Source organism: Nostocoides sp. HKS02 (genome assembly GCF_009707485.1).
Taxonomy (GTDB): domain Bacteria; phylum Actinomycetota; class Actinomycetes; order Actinomycetales; family Dermatophilaceae; genus Pedococcus.
On sequence record NZ_CP046121.1, the window covers coordinates 648,586 to 666,466 of the forward strand.

Here is a 17,881-nt window from a genome sequence, read left to right on the forward strand (position 1 = left end):
CTCAGTCGCCCTTGTGGGCGGCCAGGTGCGCGGCGCCGATGATGCCCGCCTTGTTCTCCAGCTGGGCAGCGACGATGGGGGTGCGGAGCTTCAGCAGCGGGAGGAACTTCTCGGAGTCCTTGGAGACGCCGCCCCCGACGACGAACAGCTCGGGCCACAGGAGCGCCTCGAGGTGGCTGTAGTAGCGCTGCAGGCGGACCGCCCACTCGGCATAGCTGAGACCCTCCTTGTCCTTGATCGACGAGGCCGCCCGGGTCTCGGCGTCGTGTCCGTCGATCTCGAGGTGACCGAGCTCGGAGTTGGGGATGAGGGTGCCGTCGTGGATCAGCGCGGTGCCGATGCCGGTGCCGAGGGTCGTCATGACGACCAGGCCGCGGTGGCCCTTCGCGGCGCCGTAGTGCAGCTCGGCGACGCCAGCGGCGTCGGCGTCGTTGACCAGGATGATGTCGTGGCCGAGGACCTTCTCCAGCATGGGCTCGGCGTCGAAGTCCAACCAGCCCTTGTCGATGTTGGCCGCGGAGCGCACCACCCCGTGGGTGACGACGCCCGGGATCGTCACGCCGATGGGGGAGTCGCCGCGCACGTCGTCGAAGTGGTCGACGATCTTGTCGATGACCGCGGCGACGGCGGCCGGCGTGGAGGGCACCGGCGTGTCGATCCGCATCCGCTTGGCCGCGAAGGCGCCCTTAGCGAGGTCGACCGGGGCGCCCTTGACGCCGCTGCCGCCCACGTCGATGCCCAACGGAAGTCCGTGCTTGGCCATGTGCCCGCCTCCTTGCGGTGAACGCCGCCTCAGGGCAGCGTCAGGATCTCGTTACCGGTGTCGGTGATGAGGATCGTGTGCTCGAACTGGGCCGAGCGTTGACGGTCCTTGGTGACGACGGTCCAGCCGTCCTCCCACATGTCCCACTCGTGGCGGCCGCCGAGGTTGAGCATCGGCTCGATGGTGAAGGTCATGCCCGTCTCGATCACCGTGCGGTATGACGGGGCGGCGTCGTAGTGGGGGATCACCAGACCGCTGTGGAACGCCCGGCCGATGCCGTGACCGGTGAAGTCGCGGACCACGCCGTAGCCGAAGCGCCGGGCGTAGCTCTGGATGACGCGGCCGATGACGTTGACCTCACGACCGGGGACGGCGGCACGGATGCCGCGCACCATCGCCTCGTGGGTGCGCTCGACGAGCAGGCGCGACTCCTCGTCGACGTCGCCGCACAGGTACGTCGCGTCGGTGTCTCCATGGACTCCGTCGAGGTAGGCGGTGATGTCGATGTTGACGATGTCGCCGTCCTCGAGCGGACGGCTGTCGGGGATGCCGTGGCAGACGACCTCGTTCACCGACGTGCACAGCGACTTGGGAAAACCCTTGTAGCCCAGGGTCGAGGGGTAGGCGCCGTGGTCGAGCAGGAACTCGTGGCCCACCCGGTCGATCTCGTCGGTGGTGACCCCCGGCGCGATGACCGCTGCGGCAGCCGCCATCGCCTGGGCGGCGATCCGGCCGGCGACCCGCATCTTCTCGATGGTCTCGGCGTCCTTGACCTCCGGGCCGAGGTCGCGGTCCGGAGCAGGCTTGTCGACGTACTCCGGCCGCTCGATGGACGCGGGCACGGGGCGTCGCGGCGACACGACGCCCGGGGCCACACTTGCGTACGTCAACGGCATACGGTGGAGTCTAGGGACGTCCGACGATCCGTCGACCTGGAGGGCCTGGAGGGCACTGATGGCTTACTGGTACAACCTCACCACCGGAACCGTGGAGAGCGACGAGAACAAGAGCCAGAGCGACGACCTCATGGGTCCGTACGGCTCCGAGGCCGAGGCTGCGAAGGCGCTCGACACCGCTCGGCAGCGCACCGAGGCGTGGGACGAGGAGGACAAGGCCTGGGAGGAGGGCTCCTCCAACGACTGACCCTCAGGCGGTGCGTCGGTGCACCGACACGGCATACCCGCCACCGGGGTGCCACGACGCGCGGTCCCACGTGGCGTAGCGCCGCAGGAACGACAGCCCCGCGACGTCGCAGGCGCGGTCGTAGTCCGCGAGCGGCGTCACCGGGCACCCCGGGGGCAGGTGGTCTTCGTCGAGCCCGAAGCCGGCGACGAGCAGCCCGCCGGGCTGGAGGTGGGCGGCCAGCCGCTGCACCGCCGCCAGCAAGGTGCCGGGCGCGAGCAGCGGGATGACGTTGCCTGCCAGGATGGCCAGCCCGAAGGCCTGCGTGCGCAGCTCGAGACGGCTGAGGTCCTGCCGGACCCACCGGGTGGCCGGGTCACGGCGCTCGGCCACCGCCATCATGTCCGCGTCGGCGTCGACCCCCACGCAGTCGTACCCCAGGCTGGTGAGCTGGGTCGCGACGCGGCCTGTGCCACAGCCGGCGTCGAGCACCCGGGCCGGTGCGGGCAGGAGCGCCTCGACGAACGCCGCTTCGCCGTGGATGTCGACCCCGCTGGCCGCGAGGTCGTCGAACCGCTGCTGGTATGCCGTGGCCCCGCCGAGGCCGCCGGACACCTCCGACCAGCGCGTGCGAGGTTCCGGGGACACTGTCTCGCTCATGCCCCCAGCGTAGGTTCGCCCCCGCGCGATGGGAACGGCCTCACCCCAGCTCGCGCAGGCCCGGCAGCACCCGCTCGGCGAAGGTCGTGAGGAACCGCGACTGGTCGGGTCCTGGCCCGTGGAAGACGAGGTGGGTGAAGCCCCAGTCGACGTACTGCTTCACGGCGGCGACGACCTCCTCGGGGTCGTCCGAGACGATCCAGCGCTGTGCGACCTGCTCGTCGGGGAGGGCGTCGCCGAGCCGCTCCATCTCGAGCGGGTCGCTGGTGCCGTGCTTCTGCTCGGCCGTGAGGGACAGCGGCGCCCAGAAGCGGCAGTTGGCGACGGCCTGGTCGCGGTCGGGGTCCCACGACAGCTTGATCTCGATCATCCGGTCGAGGACGTCGCGGTCCCGACCGGCCTTCGCCAGGCCCTCGTCCACCGCGGGCAGGAGCTTGTCGCGGTAGAGCTCCTCGCCCTTGCCGGAGGTGCAGATGAACCCGTCCCCGGCCCGCCCGGCATACCTCGCCACGAGCGGGCCCCCAGCGGCGACGTAGACCGGCACGGGCTGCTCGGGCTTGTCGTAGACCGTCGCGTCGACGGTCCGGTAGTACTCGCCCTCGAACGTCACCCGCTCGTCGGTCCACAACGCCCGCATCAGGCTGACCGCCTCGCGCAGCCGGGCGAAACGCTCCTTGAACTCCGGCCACTCGTCGCCCCCGACTGAGCCGACCACGACCTCGTTGAGCGCCTCACCGGTGCCCACTCCGAGCATGACGCGGCCGGGGTAGAGGGACCCGAGCGTGCCGAAGGCCTGGGCCATGACCGCAGGGTTGTAGCGGAAGGTGGGGGTCATCACGGAGGTACCGAGCTGGACGCGCTCGGTGCGCTCACCCAACGCGGCCAGCCAGGCCAGCGAGAACGGCGCATGACCGCCGTGGTGGCGCCACGGCTGGAAGTGGTCGGAGATCATCACGCTGTCGAGCCCGACCTGCTCCGCCTGCACGGCGTAGTCGAGCAGCTCGCGGGGCCCGAACTGCTCGGCTGATGCCTTGTATCCGATCCTCAGGGTCATGCCCCCACCCTAGGGCGGGGGGCATGACCTCAGAAGACGATGCCGACGGCCAGGAGGGTGGTGCGGCGGTGCCGGGTCACGTGGATCTCCTCGGTTACTCGAGGAATGAGTTCTCCGGCGCGGGGAAGGTGCCTGAGGCGACGTCGGCGGCGTACGCGGACGCGGCGGCGCTCAGGGCCCCGCGCAGGTCTGCGTACTTCCGGACGAACCGCGGGGCCTTGCCGCCCCGCAGCCCCGCCATGTCCTGCCAGACCAGGACCTGGGCATCGCAGTGCGGGCCGGCGCCGATGCCGATGGTCGGGATCCGCAGGACCTCGGTCACCCGGGCGGCGAGCGGGGCGGGGACCATCTCCATCACGACGGCGAAGCAGCCGGCCTTCTCCAGGGCGACCGCGTCCTCGACGAGCCGGTCGGCGCTGTCCCCGCGGCCTTGGACGCGGTAGCCGCCGAGCACGTGCTCGCTCTGCGGGGTGAAGCCGATGTGGCCCATGACCGGGATGCCGGCGCGCACGAGAAGCTCCACCTCGGGGACCATCGGCTTGCCGCCCTCGAGCTTCACCGCGTGGGCCATGCCCTCCTTCATGAACCGGGTCGCCGTGGCCAGGGCCTGCTGCGGGCTGGCCTGGTAGGACCCGAACGGGAGGTCCGCCACCACCATGGCGTGCTTGGCGGCCGAGGTGACCGCGCGCACGAGTGGCACGAGGTGGTCCACCGTGACGGGGACGGTGGTCTCGAACCCGTAGACGTTGTTGCCGGCGGAGTCGCCCACGAGCAGTACGGGGATGCCTGCTTCGTCGAAGATCTCGGCGGCATACATGTCGTAGGCGGTGAGCATGGCCCACCTCTCGCCCTTCTCCTTCATCGCCTGCAGGTGGGGCACGCGCACCCGGCGCTGCGGTGCGGCCTGCGCGCCGGTGCCGTAGGGGGCGCTGACCTCGGGGCCGGCGCTGGGAGCTGGGGTGGGCTGGTCGCTCATGTCCGGCATCCTAGGAGGCTCGGCGTCGGCGTCGGGCGATGGGAGAACTTCTCGTCTTCGCCGGCCCTCGGTATGCCGCTGGGCATCGTCCAGCGCGACAAGGGAACCCGTTGTTCGCCCGGGGTTCAGGTTCCATCCGCCTGGTGACCTTCCGTCCTGCCTAACGTCGGCGTGGTTCAGCCGATTCGAGAGGACGCCCCATGGAGAGCTCGCCCGCCGTCCGGTCGCGAGGAGTCGCGAAGTACTTCGGCGACGTGGTCGCGCTCGACGGGGTTGACCTCGACATCCCGAGCGGCCAGGTCCACGGTCTGGTGGGACCCAACGGCGCCGGGAAGACCACCTTGCTCGGTCTCCTGCTCGGCCTGTCCGTCGCAGACCGGGGCACCCTCGAGATCCTGGGCGCGCCGGTGAGCCGCGTGCACGGCATACCGGACGGTGTCGCCGGGTTCGTCGACGGACCCGGGCTGTACCCGTCCCTCACCGCCCGGCAGAACCTCACGGCCCTCGCCGCGCTCCGCGGCCATCGGGCCGACCGCTCCGGCGAGGTCGACCACGTCCTCGACCAGGTCGGCCTGGTCGAGGTCGCCGACGAGCGGCTCCGGGGCTACTCGCTGGGCATGCGCCAGCGGCTCGGTCTGGCGGCCGCCCTGCTCACGACCCCGCGGCTGCTCGTCCTCGACGAGCCGTCCAACGGGCTGGACCCGGCGGGTAAGCGCCAGGTGTTCGCGGTGCTGCGCGACCTGGCTGCCCGGGGCGCCACCGTCGTCATCTCCAGCCACCACATGGACGACCTGGCCGCGCTCTGCTCCGAGGTCACGCTCCTGGCCGCCGGCCGGGTGGTCTTCACCGGGCCGGTGGCCAAGCTCGCATCGGAAAGTGGTCGGCTCGACTACCGGGTCGTCACCTCTGATGCCGCGACGGCCCGACGCGTCGCCGCCCAGACTCCCGGCATCCAGGTGGTGCCGGGCGACACCACGCCCGGCCCCGAGGCCGACGCCGTCATCGCCCGCGGCGCGGTGGACGCCATCGACGAGCTGGTCATCAGGCTCGTCGGTGCAGGCGTCGCCGTGCGCGAGCTGAGACCCGTCGTACCGCCGCTCGAGGCGGCGTTCCTCGCCCTGACGGGCGCAGGCGATCCCACGACGTCGCAGGGGGAGGTCCGATGAGCTCTGCACTCCTCGAGGCGCCGGCCGACGTCCCGACCGCCGCCGCAGGCGTCGGCCCTGCCGACCTGCTGCCCAGCGTCCGGTTCGAGCTGGTCAAGCTGCTCACCCAGTGGCGGATCCGGATCGTCCTGCTGGCCTGCTGGATCGGGCCGGCCGCGTTCATCGCCCTGGCCAGCCAACAGAGCTCCATGCCGAGCGACACGGTGTTCGGCCGCTGGATGTTCGAGACCGGCTGGGCCGGCTCGTTGGTGGTGCTCGGCTTCTCGTGCAGCTGGGTGCTCCCGCTCATCACCGCGCTGGTCGCGGGTGACGTGTTCGCCGCCGAGGACCGCCTCGGCACGTGGCGCCACCTCGTCATGGCGGTCCGCTCGCCGCGCCGGATCTTCGTTGCGAAGGCGCTCGCGAGCGGCGCGGTGATCCTCGTCATGGAGTCGGGTCTGGCGATCTCGAGCATGGGCGGGGGAGTGGCGACGGTCGGCAACCACGCGCTCGTCGGGCTCGACGGACGAATCCTCGATCCGGGGCACAGCGCGCGGCTGGTGCTGCTGGCCTGGGCCTGTGTGGCCGCCGGGTCGCTCGCCTACGCGGCCGTCGGGCTGCTCGGCTCGGTCGCGCTGGGGCGCTCGCCGATAGGGCTGCTCATGCCCGCGCTGCTCGCCTTCCTGCTGCAGTCGGCCCAGCTGCTGCCCATGCCGGCTGCGGTGCGTCTCGCCCTGCCGAGCCAGACGTTCCTCGCCTGGCGCGGCCTGTTCACCACCCCGGCGCAGACCGGACCACTGGTGATTGGCCTGTCGGTGAGCCTCGCGTGGGTCGTCGTCGCCACGACGCTCGCCTACGTCCTGTTCATGCGCCGTGACTTCGCCGGCCTCTCCCACGACGGCTCCGGTCTGCGCTCGGTGCTCGTCGCTGCCGTCGCCCTGGCTGTCCTGGCGAGCCTGAGCGTCGGAGGCGTCGAGGCATTGACGCCCGCGACCGCCTCCGGCATCGACAAGCCCGCGGTGGAGCAGTCCCTGTCGACGTCGTTCGCCCACCTGTACCGACTGCAGTCCCGTGAGCTCCGGCGACCCGACGTGACCGAGGCCCAGCTGCGCACCAGCGCCTCGTGCTACCGGGCCGGATCCCACGGGAACGACGAGGGGCCGGGCAACGACTGGCGATGTGCCGTGTCGTGGCACATCCCGGGCGCCACCGCCGTGGGAACGGCCCTCTACCAGCTCGATGTCGCCACCGAAGGTCGCTACGTCGCCGACGGCGACGGGCCGCGTGAGGTGAACGGCTACTTCCAGGTGCACACCCCGACCGGGGACGCACCGAACCCCCTGTGGCAGATCGACGGTCTCGTCGACCTGTCGCGCAACCCCTCGAAAGGATGAACATGCAGGTCACGCAACAGCGGCGACGCATCTCGCCCACTGGTCCTGAGCAGGTCGGGAGGACCCACCGCCGGGTCCGGTCGGCTCTGGTCGGCACGGTGGCGCTCTCCATCGCCGGCGGCGGGATCGCCTACGCCACGACCGATGTCTTCGGAAACCGCACGGTCGGCACGCAGTACGCGGACGGGCTCCAGGTCTCCGACAACCAGGTCATCAAGCCGATCGGTGACCGGGTCATGACCCAGTACGGCAAGTTCATGGGCTCGACGGTCAGCCCTGGCGGGCGGTTCCTCGCAGCGAGCAGCGCCGACAAGGGCGTCGTGCTCCAGGTCTTCGACCTCACGACCAACAAGCTCGTCTACCGGGTCGGCAAGGCCGCTGGCGTCGACCAGCCGCTGTCGGACGGAAGCGTCGGCCAGGAGGGTCCGACCTACTCACCTGACGGCAAGTTCCTCTGGCTCTCCCAGGCCAACGCCCTCACCCGGTTCCCGGTCAACCCGGACGGCACCCTCGGCACGGCGACCCGGTTCCCGCTTCCCCAGGTGAACGGCGCCTCGGCGCTCCCGGGCCAATCGGCATACTCACCAGACGGATCCACTCTCTACGTCGCGCTGAACGGCCAGAACACGGTGGCCGCCCTGGACGCGGCAACAGGCGTAGTCAAGGCGACCTGGAAGGTGGGCAACGCACCCCGCCAGCTCCTGTTCAAGGGCAGCAAGCTGTACGTCAGCAACGAAGGCGGCCGGGCTGCCAAGCCCAACGAGACCGCCCTCAACTCCTACGGCACGAACGTGCCCACGGACCGCTACCTGGACACCACGACCACCGGCACGGTCAGCGTCATCGACACCGCCACCCCGTCGGCCGCGGTCCAGTCCATCGACGTCGGGCTGCACCCGACCGCTTTGTACAGCGCCGGCAACGCGCTGTTCGTCGCCAACACCAACAGCGACACCGTCTCGGTCATCGACACCGGCAAGGACGCGGTCGTCCAGACCATCGCCACCCAGCCGTGGCCGGCCTCCAAGGTCGGCTACGAGCCGACCGCCATCGCCCTCACCAAGGACGGTCACCTCCTGGTCACCCTCGGCCGGGCGAACGCGGTCGCGGTCTACCGCTACGGCAGCCGTCCGCAGGAGCCGGTGAGCTTCGTCGGCCTGCTCCCGACGGACTACTACCCGGCGAACGTGGCCACGGTCGGCTCCCGGGTCGTCGTCACCAACACCCGGGGCATCGACGCGCGCGGTCCGGCCATCACGACCGACAAGGGCTACGGCGTCCCGGTCGTCAGTGGCCACGACACCCACAGCACCACGGCGTCGTTGACGAGCTTCACGGTGCCGAGCGACCAGCAGATCGCGAAGTACACCTCGACGGTCTTCGCCCAGAACGGGTGGGGCAAGAACGACGTCAAGCGCAGCGAGGGTCACACGGTCGCGGCGGTCCCCGTCCCGAAGCGGCTCGGCGACCCCTCGACGATCAAGCACGTCTTCATGATCGTCAAGGAGAACCGGACCTACGACCAGGTGTACGGCGACGACACGCGCGGCAACGGCGACCCCTCACTGGTGCAGTTCGGCCAGAAGGTCACGCCCAACCAGCACGCCCTGGCCAAGCAGTTCGGGCTCTACGACAACGTGTACGACATCGGCACGAACTCCGCCGAGGGGCACAACTGGCTGATGCAGGGCGACAACCCGGCATACACCGAGTCAAGCGCGGGGGAGTACATCCGCAGCTACGACACCGAGGACGACGTGCTCGGTCACCAGCGCTCCGGGTTCCTGTGGACCTCGGCACTGTCGGCGGGGGCCACGGCGCGCAACTACGGCGAGTTCACCCAGTTCCTGAGCAAGCCGGCCGGAGCGACCTGGCAGAACTACTACTGCACCGCGAAGGCTGTCCAGGCCGGCGGCGACCCGAGCACGCTGATGGACCCCTCGCTCAAGTCGGACACCCAGTCACCGATCCCGTCGCTGAACCAGATCACCGTCCACAACTACCCGAAGTTCGACGTCAACATCCCCGACATCTACCGGACCGCGGTGTGGAAGCAGGACTTCCAGAAGAACGGCCCGGCGAACCTCAACATGCTCTGGCTGTCCAGCGACCACACCGGCGGAGCCCCCGACGCTCGCGCTCAGGTCGCCGACGGTGACCTCGGGGTCGGCCAGGTCGTGGACCAGATCTCGCACAGCAAGTACTGGAAGGACTCGGCCATCTTCGTGGTCGAGGACGACAGCCAGGACGGTGCGGACCACGTCGACGGCCACCGTGCCCCGGTCCAGGTGATCAGCCCGTGGGCGCAGCACGGCAAGGTGGTGAGCACCTACTACTCGCAGATCAACATGGTCCGCACCATCCAGCAGATCCTGGGAGCGCAGCCCCTGAACCAGAAGCTCGCCGCGGCGACGCCGATGTACGACGCGTTCACGTCCAAGCCCGACTACACGCCGTTCACGGCCGTGCAGAACCAGATCCCGCTGACCGAGCAGGTGACCCCTGCTCCCTCGTGTGGTCAGGACACCCCCGCGGGGGCGTCCAGCACGGCGACAACGTCGGGCGCGGCCGCGCCGATGACCGTCCCGTCGTCGGAGAAGGCCGTCGCTGCGCAGTGGGAGACCTGGCGGAAGAAGCAGGGTTTCAACAGCGCCAACCCCTCACCTGACACCGCGAGCCCTGAGCTGATGAACCGGTTCACGTGGTACCAGGCGCAGGACTGGTCCCGCCCGTACCCGGGCGACCCGAAGATCTACACGCCGTCGCAGGTTCCTGGGGCCTACATCCCCAGCCCGGATGGTCAGTGACACCCACTCGCCCGTAGCGAGAGACCGACGGCCCGCCGGAGACCCCGGCGGGCCGTCGCCTGCGCTGGCGCGGGTATGCCGCGCCGGTTGTCCCCAGGCGCGTGGCCGTCGGGTGCCTGTCCACAGGACGAGCGGTTGGGCTTGACAGGAGAGGTGGTGAAAAGGGTTGGAGGGTAAGGGGATTCGCGATCCAGCGAGCAGGTCCGCTGTCGGTGGTGGGTCGTACCGTGGTAGGCATGCAGGGGGATGAGGGTCAGCTGGGTCGGTGTGACCTGGCCGAACGGCGGGCCGCGTTGGAGAGCGCGGTCCTGGCCCTGGCCGGGTTGGACGAGGTGCTCTACCAGGCGCCGGGTGGGGAGCTCGGTGCGTGGCTGGGGGTGGTCGACGCAGTGGTCGCCGCGGGAGAGCTGGCCCGTGTCAGGATCACCCAGGAGGCCCTGGAGCGCGGTGAGATCAGCGCGCGGGGGGGCGGGCTCGGCTCTGAGCCCGGTGGGTTGGGTGATGGCGCACGCTCCCTCGACCCGGGCCGGTGGTGCAGGGACGGTGGTCTCTGTCGCAGTCGAGTTCGCCAAGGCCGTCAACGCGCCGGTGGTGGCTGCGGTGGCCGCGGGCCGGATTCCGGTGCGGGCGGGGGCTGCGGTGATTGCCGAGGCGGACAAGCTGCGCCCGCTGCTGGCCGACGGCGCGGAGGGTCCCGTGGTCGAGGGGTTGATCGACATGGCGGCAGCGCATGGGCCGCGGGGGTGCCGGCTGGTGCGGCCGCGGCTGCTGGCCCGCTACGGCTTGGAGGAGGTGTTGCAGCGCGAGCAGGACGCGGCGAAGGGGTTCGTGAGCCTGTCGCAGCCGCGCGAGCACGGCCCAGGGATCTTCGAGTACGCGTTGACGCTGGACACCGAGGGCATGGCGGTGCTCGAGGCGGGCCTGGGGCCGCTGTCCGCTCCGAAGCCAGCCGCCGGTGAGCCTGACCTGCGCGGGTCTGATCGGCGCCGCGGTGATGCCTTGGCGGCCCTGGTGCGCCGCGCGGTGGCTGCGGGGGCCTCGGTGCCGACCACGACCAAGGCGCAGCTGTTCATCACGATGGACTACGACCGGCTCCGTTCCCGGCTGGGCGCCGACCGCGATCGCCGCCCCGGCGCTGCACCCGGAACTGCACCCGGCGGGCTGGCGGGCGTGGAGGCTGGGCTGGCGGGCGGGGAGGTCGTCGGCGGGACGCAGACGGGGGTGGTGCTGGGCCCCGAGACGGTGCGCCGCGTGGCGTGTGACGCGACGGTGCTGCCGATCGTGCTGGGCGGGGGGAGGCGAGGTGCTGGACTGGGGTCGGGCGCGGCGGTTGTTCACCCCGGCGCAGACGAAGCGGTTGTGGTTGCGGGACGGCGGGTGCACGTACCCCGGGTGCGATGCGCCCCCGCAGTGGTGCGATGCGCATCACCTGGTGCACTGGACGGACTTCGGGCCCTCGGACCTGACCAACGCGGCGTTGTTGTGCGAGCACCACCACCAGCTGGTCCACCGCCGCCGCCTGGCCGGCAGCGTGGTCGACGGCGTGGCCAGCCGCGGGGCTCCCCTCGGCAGTCGCGTCGAGTGGGACCTCACCGTCGGCAGCTACGACCAGCTGCTCGCTCACCGCGGCGCCCGCGACCACCGGGCCGAGCCCGCGTGACCAGGGCGGAAGCCCGCGTGACCGCGCCCGCCGAGCCATCGCACGGCGGCCCGTGCGGGCCGGGCCATAGAGTGCCGCCGTGAACTACGACGACGTCGTCATCGGTGGCGGCCACAACGGACTCACGGCCGCGGCATACCTCGCGCGCGCCGGGCGCCGGGTGCTGGTGCTGGAGTCCGCCGACCACGTGGGCGGCGCCGCCGTCTCGGCCCAGGCGTTTCCCGGGGTCGATGCCCGGCTGTCGCGCTACTCGTACCTGGTCTCCCTGATGCCCGCCCAGGTCATCGCCGACCTGGACCTCGACGTCCGGCTGATCCGGCGACGGTTCTCGTCCTTCACGCCGGTGCCGACCGACCCGGGTCGCGGCCTGCTGGTCGACCACGGGGACGAGGCAGCGACGGCGGCGGCGTTCACCGCCCTGACCGGCAGCGGCGCGGAGCATGCCGCGTGGCAGGACTTCTACGGCCGCGTGCACCGCCTCGCCCAACGGGTGTTCCCGACCGTGCTCGAGCCGCTCCGCAGCGAGCGCGACCTCGCCGCACTCGTCGACGACGCCGAGCTCTGGGACGCCCTGGTGGGGCGGCCGCTGGGCGAGGTCCTCCAGAAGCAGTTCGCCGACGACACCGTCCGCGGGATCGTGGCGACCGACGCGCTCATCGGCACCTTCGCCGACCTCGACGGGGCGGACCTGCGCCAGAACGTCTGCTTCCTCTACCACCTGATCGGCGGCGGCACCGGCGACTGGGACGTCCCCGTCGGCGGCATGGGTGCGGTGACGGCCGCCCTCGCCAAGGCCGCCGCCGCCGCGGGCGCCGAGATCCGGACCGGCGTCACGGTGACGGCGGTCGACCCCGACGGGACGGTGACGTGGCAGGACAGCGGCAAGACCGGCCGCAGGACCCCCGGCACCGCGACCGCGGGCACGATCCACGCCGCGTGCGCCCCAACGGTGCTCAACCGGCTGCTCACGGCGGCCGGTGCGGAGCCCGTCGAGACCGAGGCGTCACCCGAGGGCGCGCAGCTCAAGGTGAACATGCTCCTGTCCCGCCTCCCTCGCCTGCGCGACGAGCAGGTCGACCCCCGAGCCGCGTTCGCGGGCACGTTCCACGTCAACGAGGGCTATGCCCAGCTCCAGCAGGCGTATGCCGAGGCGGCGGCCGGGCGGGTGCCGCACCTGCCCCCATGCGAGATCTACTGCCACAGCCTGTCCGACCGCTCCATCCTCGGCTCGGAGCTGGCCGCGACGGACGCCCAGACCCTCACGCTCTTCGGCCTGCACCTGCCGGCTCGGCTGTTCGCCGGCACCGACCACGACGACGTCAAGGACCTCGCCCTCGCCCGCACCCTCGAGTCGCTCAACGCCGTGCTGGCCGAGCCGATCCAGGACGTCCTGCTCGGGGACGGCGACGGCGCCTACTGCCTCGAGGCCCGCACGCCGGTCGAGCTGGAAGCCGACCTCGGCCTGCCGGGGGGCAACATCTTCCACCGGTCGCTGCAGTGGCCGTGGGCCGAGCGCGCCGACGAGGTCGGCACCTGGGGAGTCGAGACGCGCCACGAGAACGTGCTCATCGCCGGAGCCGGCGCGCGGCGCGGCGGGGGAGTGAGCGGCATACCCGGGCACAACGCCGCGCAGGCGGCGCTGGCCCGCTGAGGCCGCAACCCGCCGACCGCAACCCGCCAGCCGCAACCCGCGAACCGTCACCCCCAACCCGCCACCGCGCCGTCCTTAACTCGCGGGAAACACAACTAGGGCAGGATTCGTCACATGGATCGTCAGCAGGAGTTCGTCCTCCGTACCATCGAGGAGCGCGACATCCGCTTCGTGCGGCTGTGGTTCACCGATGTGCTCGGGACCTTGAAGTCCGTGGCCGTCGCCCCCGCCGAGCTGGAAGGGGCCTTTTCCGAGGGCATCGGCTTCGACGGGTCGGCCATCGAGGGCTTCGCCCGGGTCTACGAGGCCGACATGCTCGCCAAGCCGGATCCGAGCACATTTCAGGTGCTGCCGTGGCGCGGCGACAACCCCGGCACCGCCCGGATGTTCTGCGACATCACCCTGCCCGACGGCACCCCGAGCCACGCCGATCCCCGCCACGTCCTGCAGCGGGCGCTGGGCAAGGCGAGCGACCTGGGCTTCACCTTCTACACCCACCCCGAGATCGAGTTCTACCTCCTCAAGCAGGGCTTCGCCCCGGGCGAGGTCCCCGAGCCGGTCGACCAGGCGGGGTACTTCGACCACGTGCCCCACGGCACCGGCCACGACTTCCGCCGGGCTGCCATCACGATGCTCGAGTCGATGGGGATCTCGGTCGAGTTCAGCCACCACGAGGGCGGCCCGGGTCAGAACGAGATCGACCTGCGCTATGCCGACGCGCTCTCCACGGCCGACAACATCATGACCTTCCGCACGGTCATCAAGGAGGTCGCTCTCGAGCAGGGCATCTTCGCCTCGTTCATGCCCAAGCCGTTCTCCGAGCAGCCGGGATCGGGCATGCACACCCACATGTCCCTGTTCGACGGCGACAGCAACGCCTTCTACGAGGCGGGGGCGCCCTACCAGCTGAGCAAGGTCGGTCGGCAGTTCATCGCCGGGCTGCTGCGCCACGGTGCCGAGATCACCGCGGTGACCAACCAGTGGGTCAACTCCTACAAGCGGCTCTGGGGCGGTGGCGAGGCGCCCGCCCACCTCACCTGGGGCCACAACAACCGCTCGGCGATGGTCCGGGTCCCGATGTACAAGCCGGCCAAGGGCCAGAGCAGCCGCGCCGAGGTGCGCACGCTGGACGCCGCCTGCAACCCCTACCTGGCCTTCGCGGTGATGCTCGCCGCTGGCCTCAAGGGCATCGAGGAGGACTACGAGCTGCCCCCGGAGACCGAGGACGACGTGTGGCGCCTGACCTCCTCCGAGCGCCACGCGATGGGCATCGAGCCGCTCCCGACCTCGCTGCACGAGGCCATCCGGGTGATGGAGCGCAGCGAGCTGGTCGCCGACACGCTGGGCGAGCACGTGTTCGACTTCTTCCTGCGCAACAAGCGGGCCGAGTGGGAGGACTACCGCGGCGAGATCACCCGCTTCGAGCTCGAGCGGTACCTGCCCGGGTTGTGAGGCCCCGCCGGTGCCTCCGGTCCCGTCCGGTGCCGTCCGGTGTGCCGCGTCCGGTATGCCGTGGACCCCGGTGGGTGCCCCGGCCCGGTCTGCGTAGGGTGGCCCGGTGATGTCCGGTCGCGCCGTGTCCCAGACCGCGACCCTCGCGCGGCTCGGGTTCGCCGATCCGCCGCGGGCCGCGCAGCTGTTGGCCGACCCCGCGCTCGCGGGCCTGGTGGACCCCCTCGACGACGTGTTCAGCGACGGCCTGCCCGACGCCCTCGGCGTGGTGGCCGACCCCGACCTGGCGCTGCTCTCGCTGGTCCGGCTGATGGAGTCGCTGCGGGCCTCGGCGCCCAAGCGGCGCGACCTCGAGCCCGGCTCCGGGCCCCAGGTCGCCGGGCTGATCGCCGCCCTGCGGCACGCAGGCCCCGCGCGCGACCGGCTGCTCGCCGTCCTCGGAGCCTCGACCGCGCTCGGCGACCACCTCGTGGCCCACCCCGAGCACTGGAGTGCCGTCGTCGAGGCCGAGCCGCTCACCCCGGAGGAGCGGGTGCGCGAGCTGGTCGCCGCGGTCGCGGCGCCCGGCGAGCACACGGCATACGACGCGTTGCGCATCGGGTACCGCCGCCAGCTGCTGGGGATCGCGGCTCTCGACCTGACCACGGCCGACCCGGTGAGCGCCGTGCCAGAAGCGGCGGCCGCGCTCGCCGACCTCGCCGAGGCGGCCCTCGAGGCCGCGCTCGAGATCGCCCGGGCCGAGGTCGGCCCGCAGGCCGAGCTGTGCGAGTTCGCGGTCATCGGGATGGGCAAGACGGGTGGGCGCGAGCTCAACTACGTCAGTGACGTCGACGTCATCTTCGTCGCCGAGCCGCGGGCCGGGGTCGAGGAGGCCGACGCGATCGCCGCCGCGACCGCCCTCGCCACCCACCTGATGCGCGCCTGCTCGACCTCGACGGGGCAGGGCACGCTCTGGCCGGTCGACGCCGCGCTGAGGCCGGAGGGCAAGAACGGGCCCCTGGTCCGCACCATCGACAGCCACCGCACCTACTACCAGCGCTGGGCCAAGACCTGGGAGTTCCAGGCCCTGCTCAAGGCCCGGCCGGTGGCCGGTGACCGGGCTCTGGGCCAGGCCTACCTCGACGCGGTGGGGCCGATGGTCTGGCAGGCGGCCTCGCGGGAGAACTTCGTCGAGGACGTGCAGGCCATGCGCCGGCGGGTCGAGCAGCACGTGCCGCCGGCCGAGGCCGACCGCCAGCTCAAGCTGGGTCCCGGTGGGCTGCGCGACGTGGAGTTCAGCGTGCAGCTGCTCCAGCTCGTCCACGGCCGGTCCGACGACTCGCTGCGCTCGGGCACGACCCTGGAGGCGCTCGACGCCCTGGCCCGGGCGGGCTACGTCGGGCGTGAGGACGCCGCCACCCTCGACGCGTCGTATCGCTTGCTGCGCACGCTCGAACACCGCATCCAGCTGTTCCGCCTGCGTCGAACTCACCTCATGCCCACGGCGGAGTCCGACCTGCGCCGCCTCGGCCGCGCGCTGGGCCATCGTTCCGACGCGGCCAGCGCGGTCGTGGCGCAGTGGCAGCAGCAGGCCCGTGAGGTCCGCCGCATCCACGAGCGGTTGTTCTACCGCCCCTTGCTCGCTGCGGTCGCCCGGCTGAGCTCCAGCGACGCGCGGCTGGCGCCCGAGGCGGCACGCGACCGCCTCGCGGCCCTGGGCTTCCGCGACCCGGCGGGCGCGATCCGTCACCTCGAGGCCCTGACCGCGGGAGTGAGCCGGCGGGCCGCCATCCAGCGGACCCTGCTGCCGGTGATGCTCGGCTGGTTCGCCGACGAGGCCGACCCCGATGGCGGCCTGCTCGCCTTCCGCAAGGTCAGCGAGGACCTCGGCTCGACCCACTGGTACCTGCGGCTCCTGCGCGACGAGGGCTCGGCCGCCGAGCGGCTCGCGCACACCCTGGCCCGCAGCAGGTATGCCGCCGACCTGCTCATGGGCGCCCCCGACTCGGTGGCCATGCTGGGCGACACCACGGGCCTCACGCCGCAGTCGCGCACCGACCTCGTCAAGCGGATGACCGCCGCCGCCAGCCGTCAGGACGACCCCGACCGCGCGGTCCGGGCCGCCCGCAGCATCCGCAGGCAGGAGCTGTTCCGGATCGCCGTCGCCGACCTCTCCGGCACCCTGGACCTGCTCGGGGTCGGGACCGCGCTCACCGACCTCACCGCGGCGCTCGTCGACACCGCCTTGGGGATCGCCGTCCGCACCGTCGAGCAGCGCCTCGGCGCTCCGCTGGCGACGCGGGTGCTCGTCGTCGGGATGGGTCGTCTCGGCGGCGGAGAGGTCGGGTACAGCAGCGACGCGGACGTCCTGTTCGTCCACGACCCCCTGGACGACCCTGATCGAGGCGCCGACGAGGGCGCCGCCCAGGACCAGGCGCTCGATGTGGTCCAGGAGCTGCGCCGCCTGCTCGGCTCCGCAGGCCCCGATCCCACGCTCGGCCTCGACGCCGACCTGCGCCCCGAGGGCAAGAACGGTCCGCTGGTCCGCAGCCTGGCGAGCTACCGGGCGTACTACGAGCGCTGGTCGCTGACCTGGGAGTCGCAGGCACTGCTGCGCGCCACCCCCATCGCCGGCGACGAGGGGCTCGGCCACCGGTTCGAGGAGCTCATCGACCCGTTGCGCTGGCCGGCCCAGGGGCTGACGCCGGGCGAGGTGCGCGAGATCCGCACCCTCAAGGCGCGGATGGAGGCCGAGCGGCTGCCGCGGGGCGCCGACCCCAAGGCACACTTCAAGCTCGGGCGAGGCGGCCTGTCCGACGTCGAGTGGACCGTCCAGCTCCTGCAGATGGAGCACGCGCACGCGGTGCCCGCCCTGCGCACGACCGCGACGCTGCCGGCGCTGGAGGCCGCCGTCGACGCCGGCGTCATCACGACCGAGCACGCCGAGGCCCTGCGCGAGTCGTGGGTACTGGCTTCGCGCCTGCGCAATGCGGCCGTGCTGCTGCGCGGCCGACCGGTCGACAGCGTGCCCTCCGACCTGCGCATCGCCGACGGCGTCAGCCGCATCCTCGGCGGGGAGCCCGGCAGTGGAACCGACCTCGCCGACCGCTACCGCAAGGTGGCCCGTCGGGCCCGGGCCGTCACCGAGGCCGTGTTCTACGGCACCGCCTGACGCCACCGCCTGACGGCGCCACCGAACCGGCGGACGCGTCTGCCGA

At 71.7% G+C, this 17,881-nt stretch carries 13 protein-coding genes; 8 read left to right on the forward strand and 5 right to left on the reverse strand.

All coding sequences use genetic code 11. The annotated features are described in order from the left end of the window. Position 1: 1 nt before the first annotated feature. The gene (ppgK, locus tag GKE56_RS03030) at positions 2–763 is read right to left on the reverse strand and encodes a polyphosphate--glucose phosphotransferase (RefSeq protein WP_154683297.1); all 762 of its coding nucleotides are present in this window, start codon (positions 761–763) and stop codon (positions 2–4) included. 29 nt (positions 764–792) lie between these two features. Continuing rightward, on the reverse strand, positions 793–1,659 hold the full coding sequence (map, locus tag GKE56_RS03035; RefSeq protein ID WP_154683298.1) for a type I methionyl aminopeptidase: 867 nt from the start codon (positions 1,657–1,659) through the stop codon (positions 793–795). A 58-nt stretch (positions 1,660–1,717) separates the two neighbouring features. On the opposite strand from map, the gene GKE56_RS03040 reads away from it, so the two are divergent. After that, positions 1,718–1,906 (forward strand): methionine aminopeptidase, encoded by a 189-nt coding sequence (locus tag GKE56_RS03040; RefSeq protein WP_154683299.1) that lies wholly within the window; start codon positions 1,718–1,720, stop codon positions 1,904–1,906. 3 nt (positions 1,907–1,909) lie between these two features. Here GKE56_RS03040 and GKE56_RS03045 read toward each other — a convergent pair whose 3' ends face one another. The 3 genes from GKE56_RS03045 to panB all read right to left on the reverse strand — a co-directional run bounded on the left by GKE56_RS03045 (position 1,910) and on the right by panB (position 4,575). After that, positions 1,910–2,545 carry a bifunctional 2-polyprenyl-6-hydroxyphenol methylase/3-demethylubiquinol 3-O-methyltransferase UbiG gene (locus tag GKE56_RS03045; RefSeq protein ID WP_154683300.1) on the reverse strand — a complete coding sequence of 212 codons (636 nt, stop codon included), beginning with the start codon at positions 2,543–2,545 and terminating at the stop codon, positions 1,910–1,912. Positions 2,546–2,585: 40 nt separating this feature from the next. Next, positions 2,586–3,599 (reverse strand): glucose-6-phosphate dehydrogenase (coenzyme-F420), encoded by a 1,014-nt coding sequence (gene fgd, locus GKE56_RS03050; protein ID WP_154683301.1) that lies wholly within the window; start codon positions 3,597–3,599, stop codon positions 2,586–2,588. Positions 3,600–3,693: 94 nt separating this feature from the next. Further along, positions 3,694–4,575, reverse strand: coding sequence for a 3-methyl-2-oxobutanoate hydroxymethyltransferase (panB, locus tag GKE56_RS03055; protein WP_154683302.1), 882 nt, complete (start codon positions 4,573–4,575; stop codon positions 3,694–3,696). Positions 4,576–4,775: 200 nt separating this feature from the next. Between panB and GKE56_RS03060 the strand changes: the two genes are divergently transcribed. From GKE56_RS03060 to GKE56_RS03090, 7 genes are all read left to right on the forward strand, one after another. Continuing rightward, positions 4,776–5,741 carry an ABC transporter ATP-binding protein gene (locus GKE56_RS03060; RefSeq protein ID WP_154683303.1) on the forward strand — a complete coding sequence of 322 codons (966 nt, stop codon included), beginning with the start codon at positions 4,776–4,778 and terminating at the stop codon, positions 5,739–5,741. Then, complete coding sequence (locus GKE56_RS03065) at positions 5,738–7,114, forward strand: ABC transporter permease (protein ID WP_154683304.1); 1,377 nt, start codon at positions 5,738–5,740, stop codon at positions 7,112–7,114. Before GKE56_RS03060 ends, GKE56_RS03065 begins: the two co-directional genes overlap by 4 nt. Positions 7,115–7,116: 2 nt before the next feature. Then, positions 7,117–9,921, forward strand: coding sequence for a bifunctional YncE family protein/alkaline phosphatase family protein (locus GKE56_RS03070; RefSeq protein WP_154683305.1), 2,805 nt, complete (start codon positions 7,117–7,119; stop codon positions 9,919–9,921). 1,303 nt (positions 9,922–11,224) lie between these two features. Next, a complete protein-coding gene (locus tag GKE56_RS17165) occupies positions 11,225–11,581 on the forward strand; it encodes an HNH endonuclease signature motif containing protein (RefSeq protein WP_230209148.1) in 357 nt (118 codons plus the stop codon). Positions 11,582–11,660: 79 nt separating this feature from the next. Continuing rightward, a complete protein-coding gene (locus GKE56_RS03080; RefSeq protein WP_154683307.1) occupies positions 11,661–13,232 on the forward strand; it encodes an NAD(P)/FAD-dependent oxidoreductase in 1,572 nt (523 codons plus the stop codon). Positions 13,233–13,346: 114 nt separating this feature from the next. Next, the gene (locus GKE56_RS03085; protein ID WP_154683308.1) at positions 13,347–14,684 is read left to right on the forward strand and encodes a glutamine synthetase family protein; all 1,338 of its coding nucleotides are present in this window, start codon (positions 13,347–13,349) and stop codon (positions 14,682–14,684) included. Positions 14,685–14,793: 109 nt separating this feature from the next. Beyond that, complete coding sequence (locus GKE56_RS03090; protein ID WP_154685582.1) at positions 14,794–17,835, forward strand: bifunctional [glutamine synthetase] adenylyltransferase/[glutamine synthetase]-adenylyl-L-tyrosine phosphorylase; 3,042 nt, start codon at positions 14,794–14,796, stop codon at positions 17,833–17,835. Positions 17,836–17,881: the final 46 nt, after the last annotated feature.

What these genes read in the sequence shown, in the direction of transcription:
- GKE56_RS03060 (WP_154683303.1), top strand. Translation starts at nt 4,776, where the DNA reads ATGGAGAGCTCGCCCGCCGTCCGGTCGCGAGGAGTCGCGAAGTACTTC.
- fgd (WP_154683301.1), bottom strand. Translation starts at nt 3,599, where the DNA reads ATGACCCTGAGGATCGGATACAAGGCATCAGCCGAGCAGTTCGGGCCC.
- GKE56_RS03090 (WP_154685582.1), top strand. Translation starts at nt 14,794, where the DNA reads ATGTCCGGTCGCGCCGTGTCCCAGACCGCGACCCTCGCGCGGCTCGGG.
- GKE56_RS03065 (WP_154683304.1), top strand. Translation starts at nt 5,738, where the DNA reads ATGAGCTCTGCACTCCTCGAGGCGCCGGCCGACGTCCCGACCGCCGCC.
- map (WP_154683298.1), bottom strand. Translation starts at nt 1,659, where the DNA reads ATGCCGTTGACGTACGCAAGTGTGGCCCCGGGCGTCGTGTCGCCGCGA.
- GKE56_RS03085 (WP_154683308.1), top strand. Translation starts at nt 13,347, where the DNA reads ATGGATCGTCAGCAGGAGTTCGTCCTCCGTACCATCGAGGAGCGCGAC.
- GKE56_RS03040 (WP_154683299.1), top strand. Translation starts at nt 1,718, where the DNA reads ATGGCTTACTGGTACAACCTCACCACCGGAACCGTGGAGAGCGACGAG.
- panB (WP_154683302.1), bottom strand. Translation starts at nt 4,575, where the DNA reads ATGAGCGACCAGCCCACCCCAGCTCCCAGCGCCGGCCCCGAGGTCAGC.
- ppgK (WP_154683297.1), bottom strand. Translation starts at nt 763, where the DNA reads ATGGCCAAGCACGGACTTCCGTTGGGCATCGACGTGGGCGGCAGCGGC.
- GKE56_RS03070 (WP_154683305.1), top strand. Translation starts at nt 7,117, where the DNA reads ATGCAGGTCACGCAACAGCGGCGACGCATCTCGCCCACTGGTCCTGAG.
- GKE56_RS03045 (WP_154683300.1), bottom strand. Translation starts at nt 2,545, where the DNA reads ATGAGCGAGACAGTGTCCCCGGAACCTCGCACGCGCTGGTCGGAGGTG.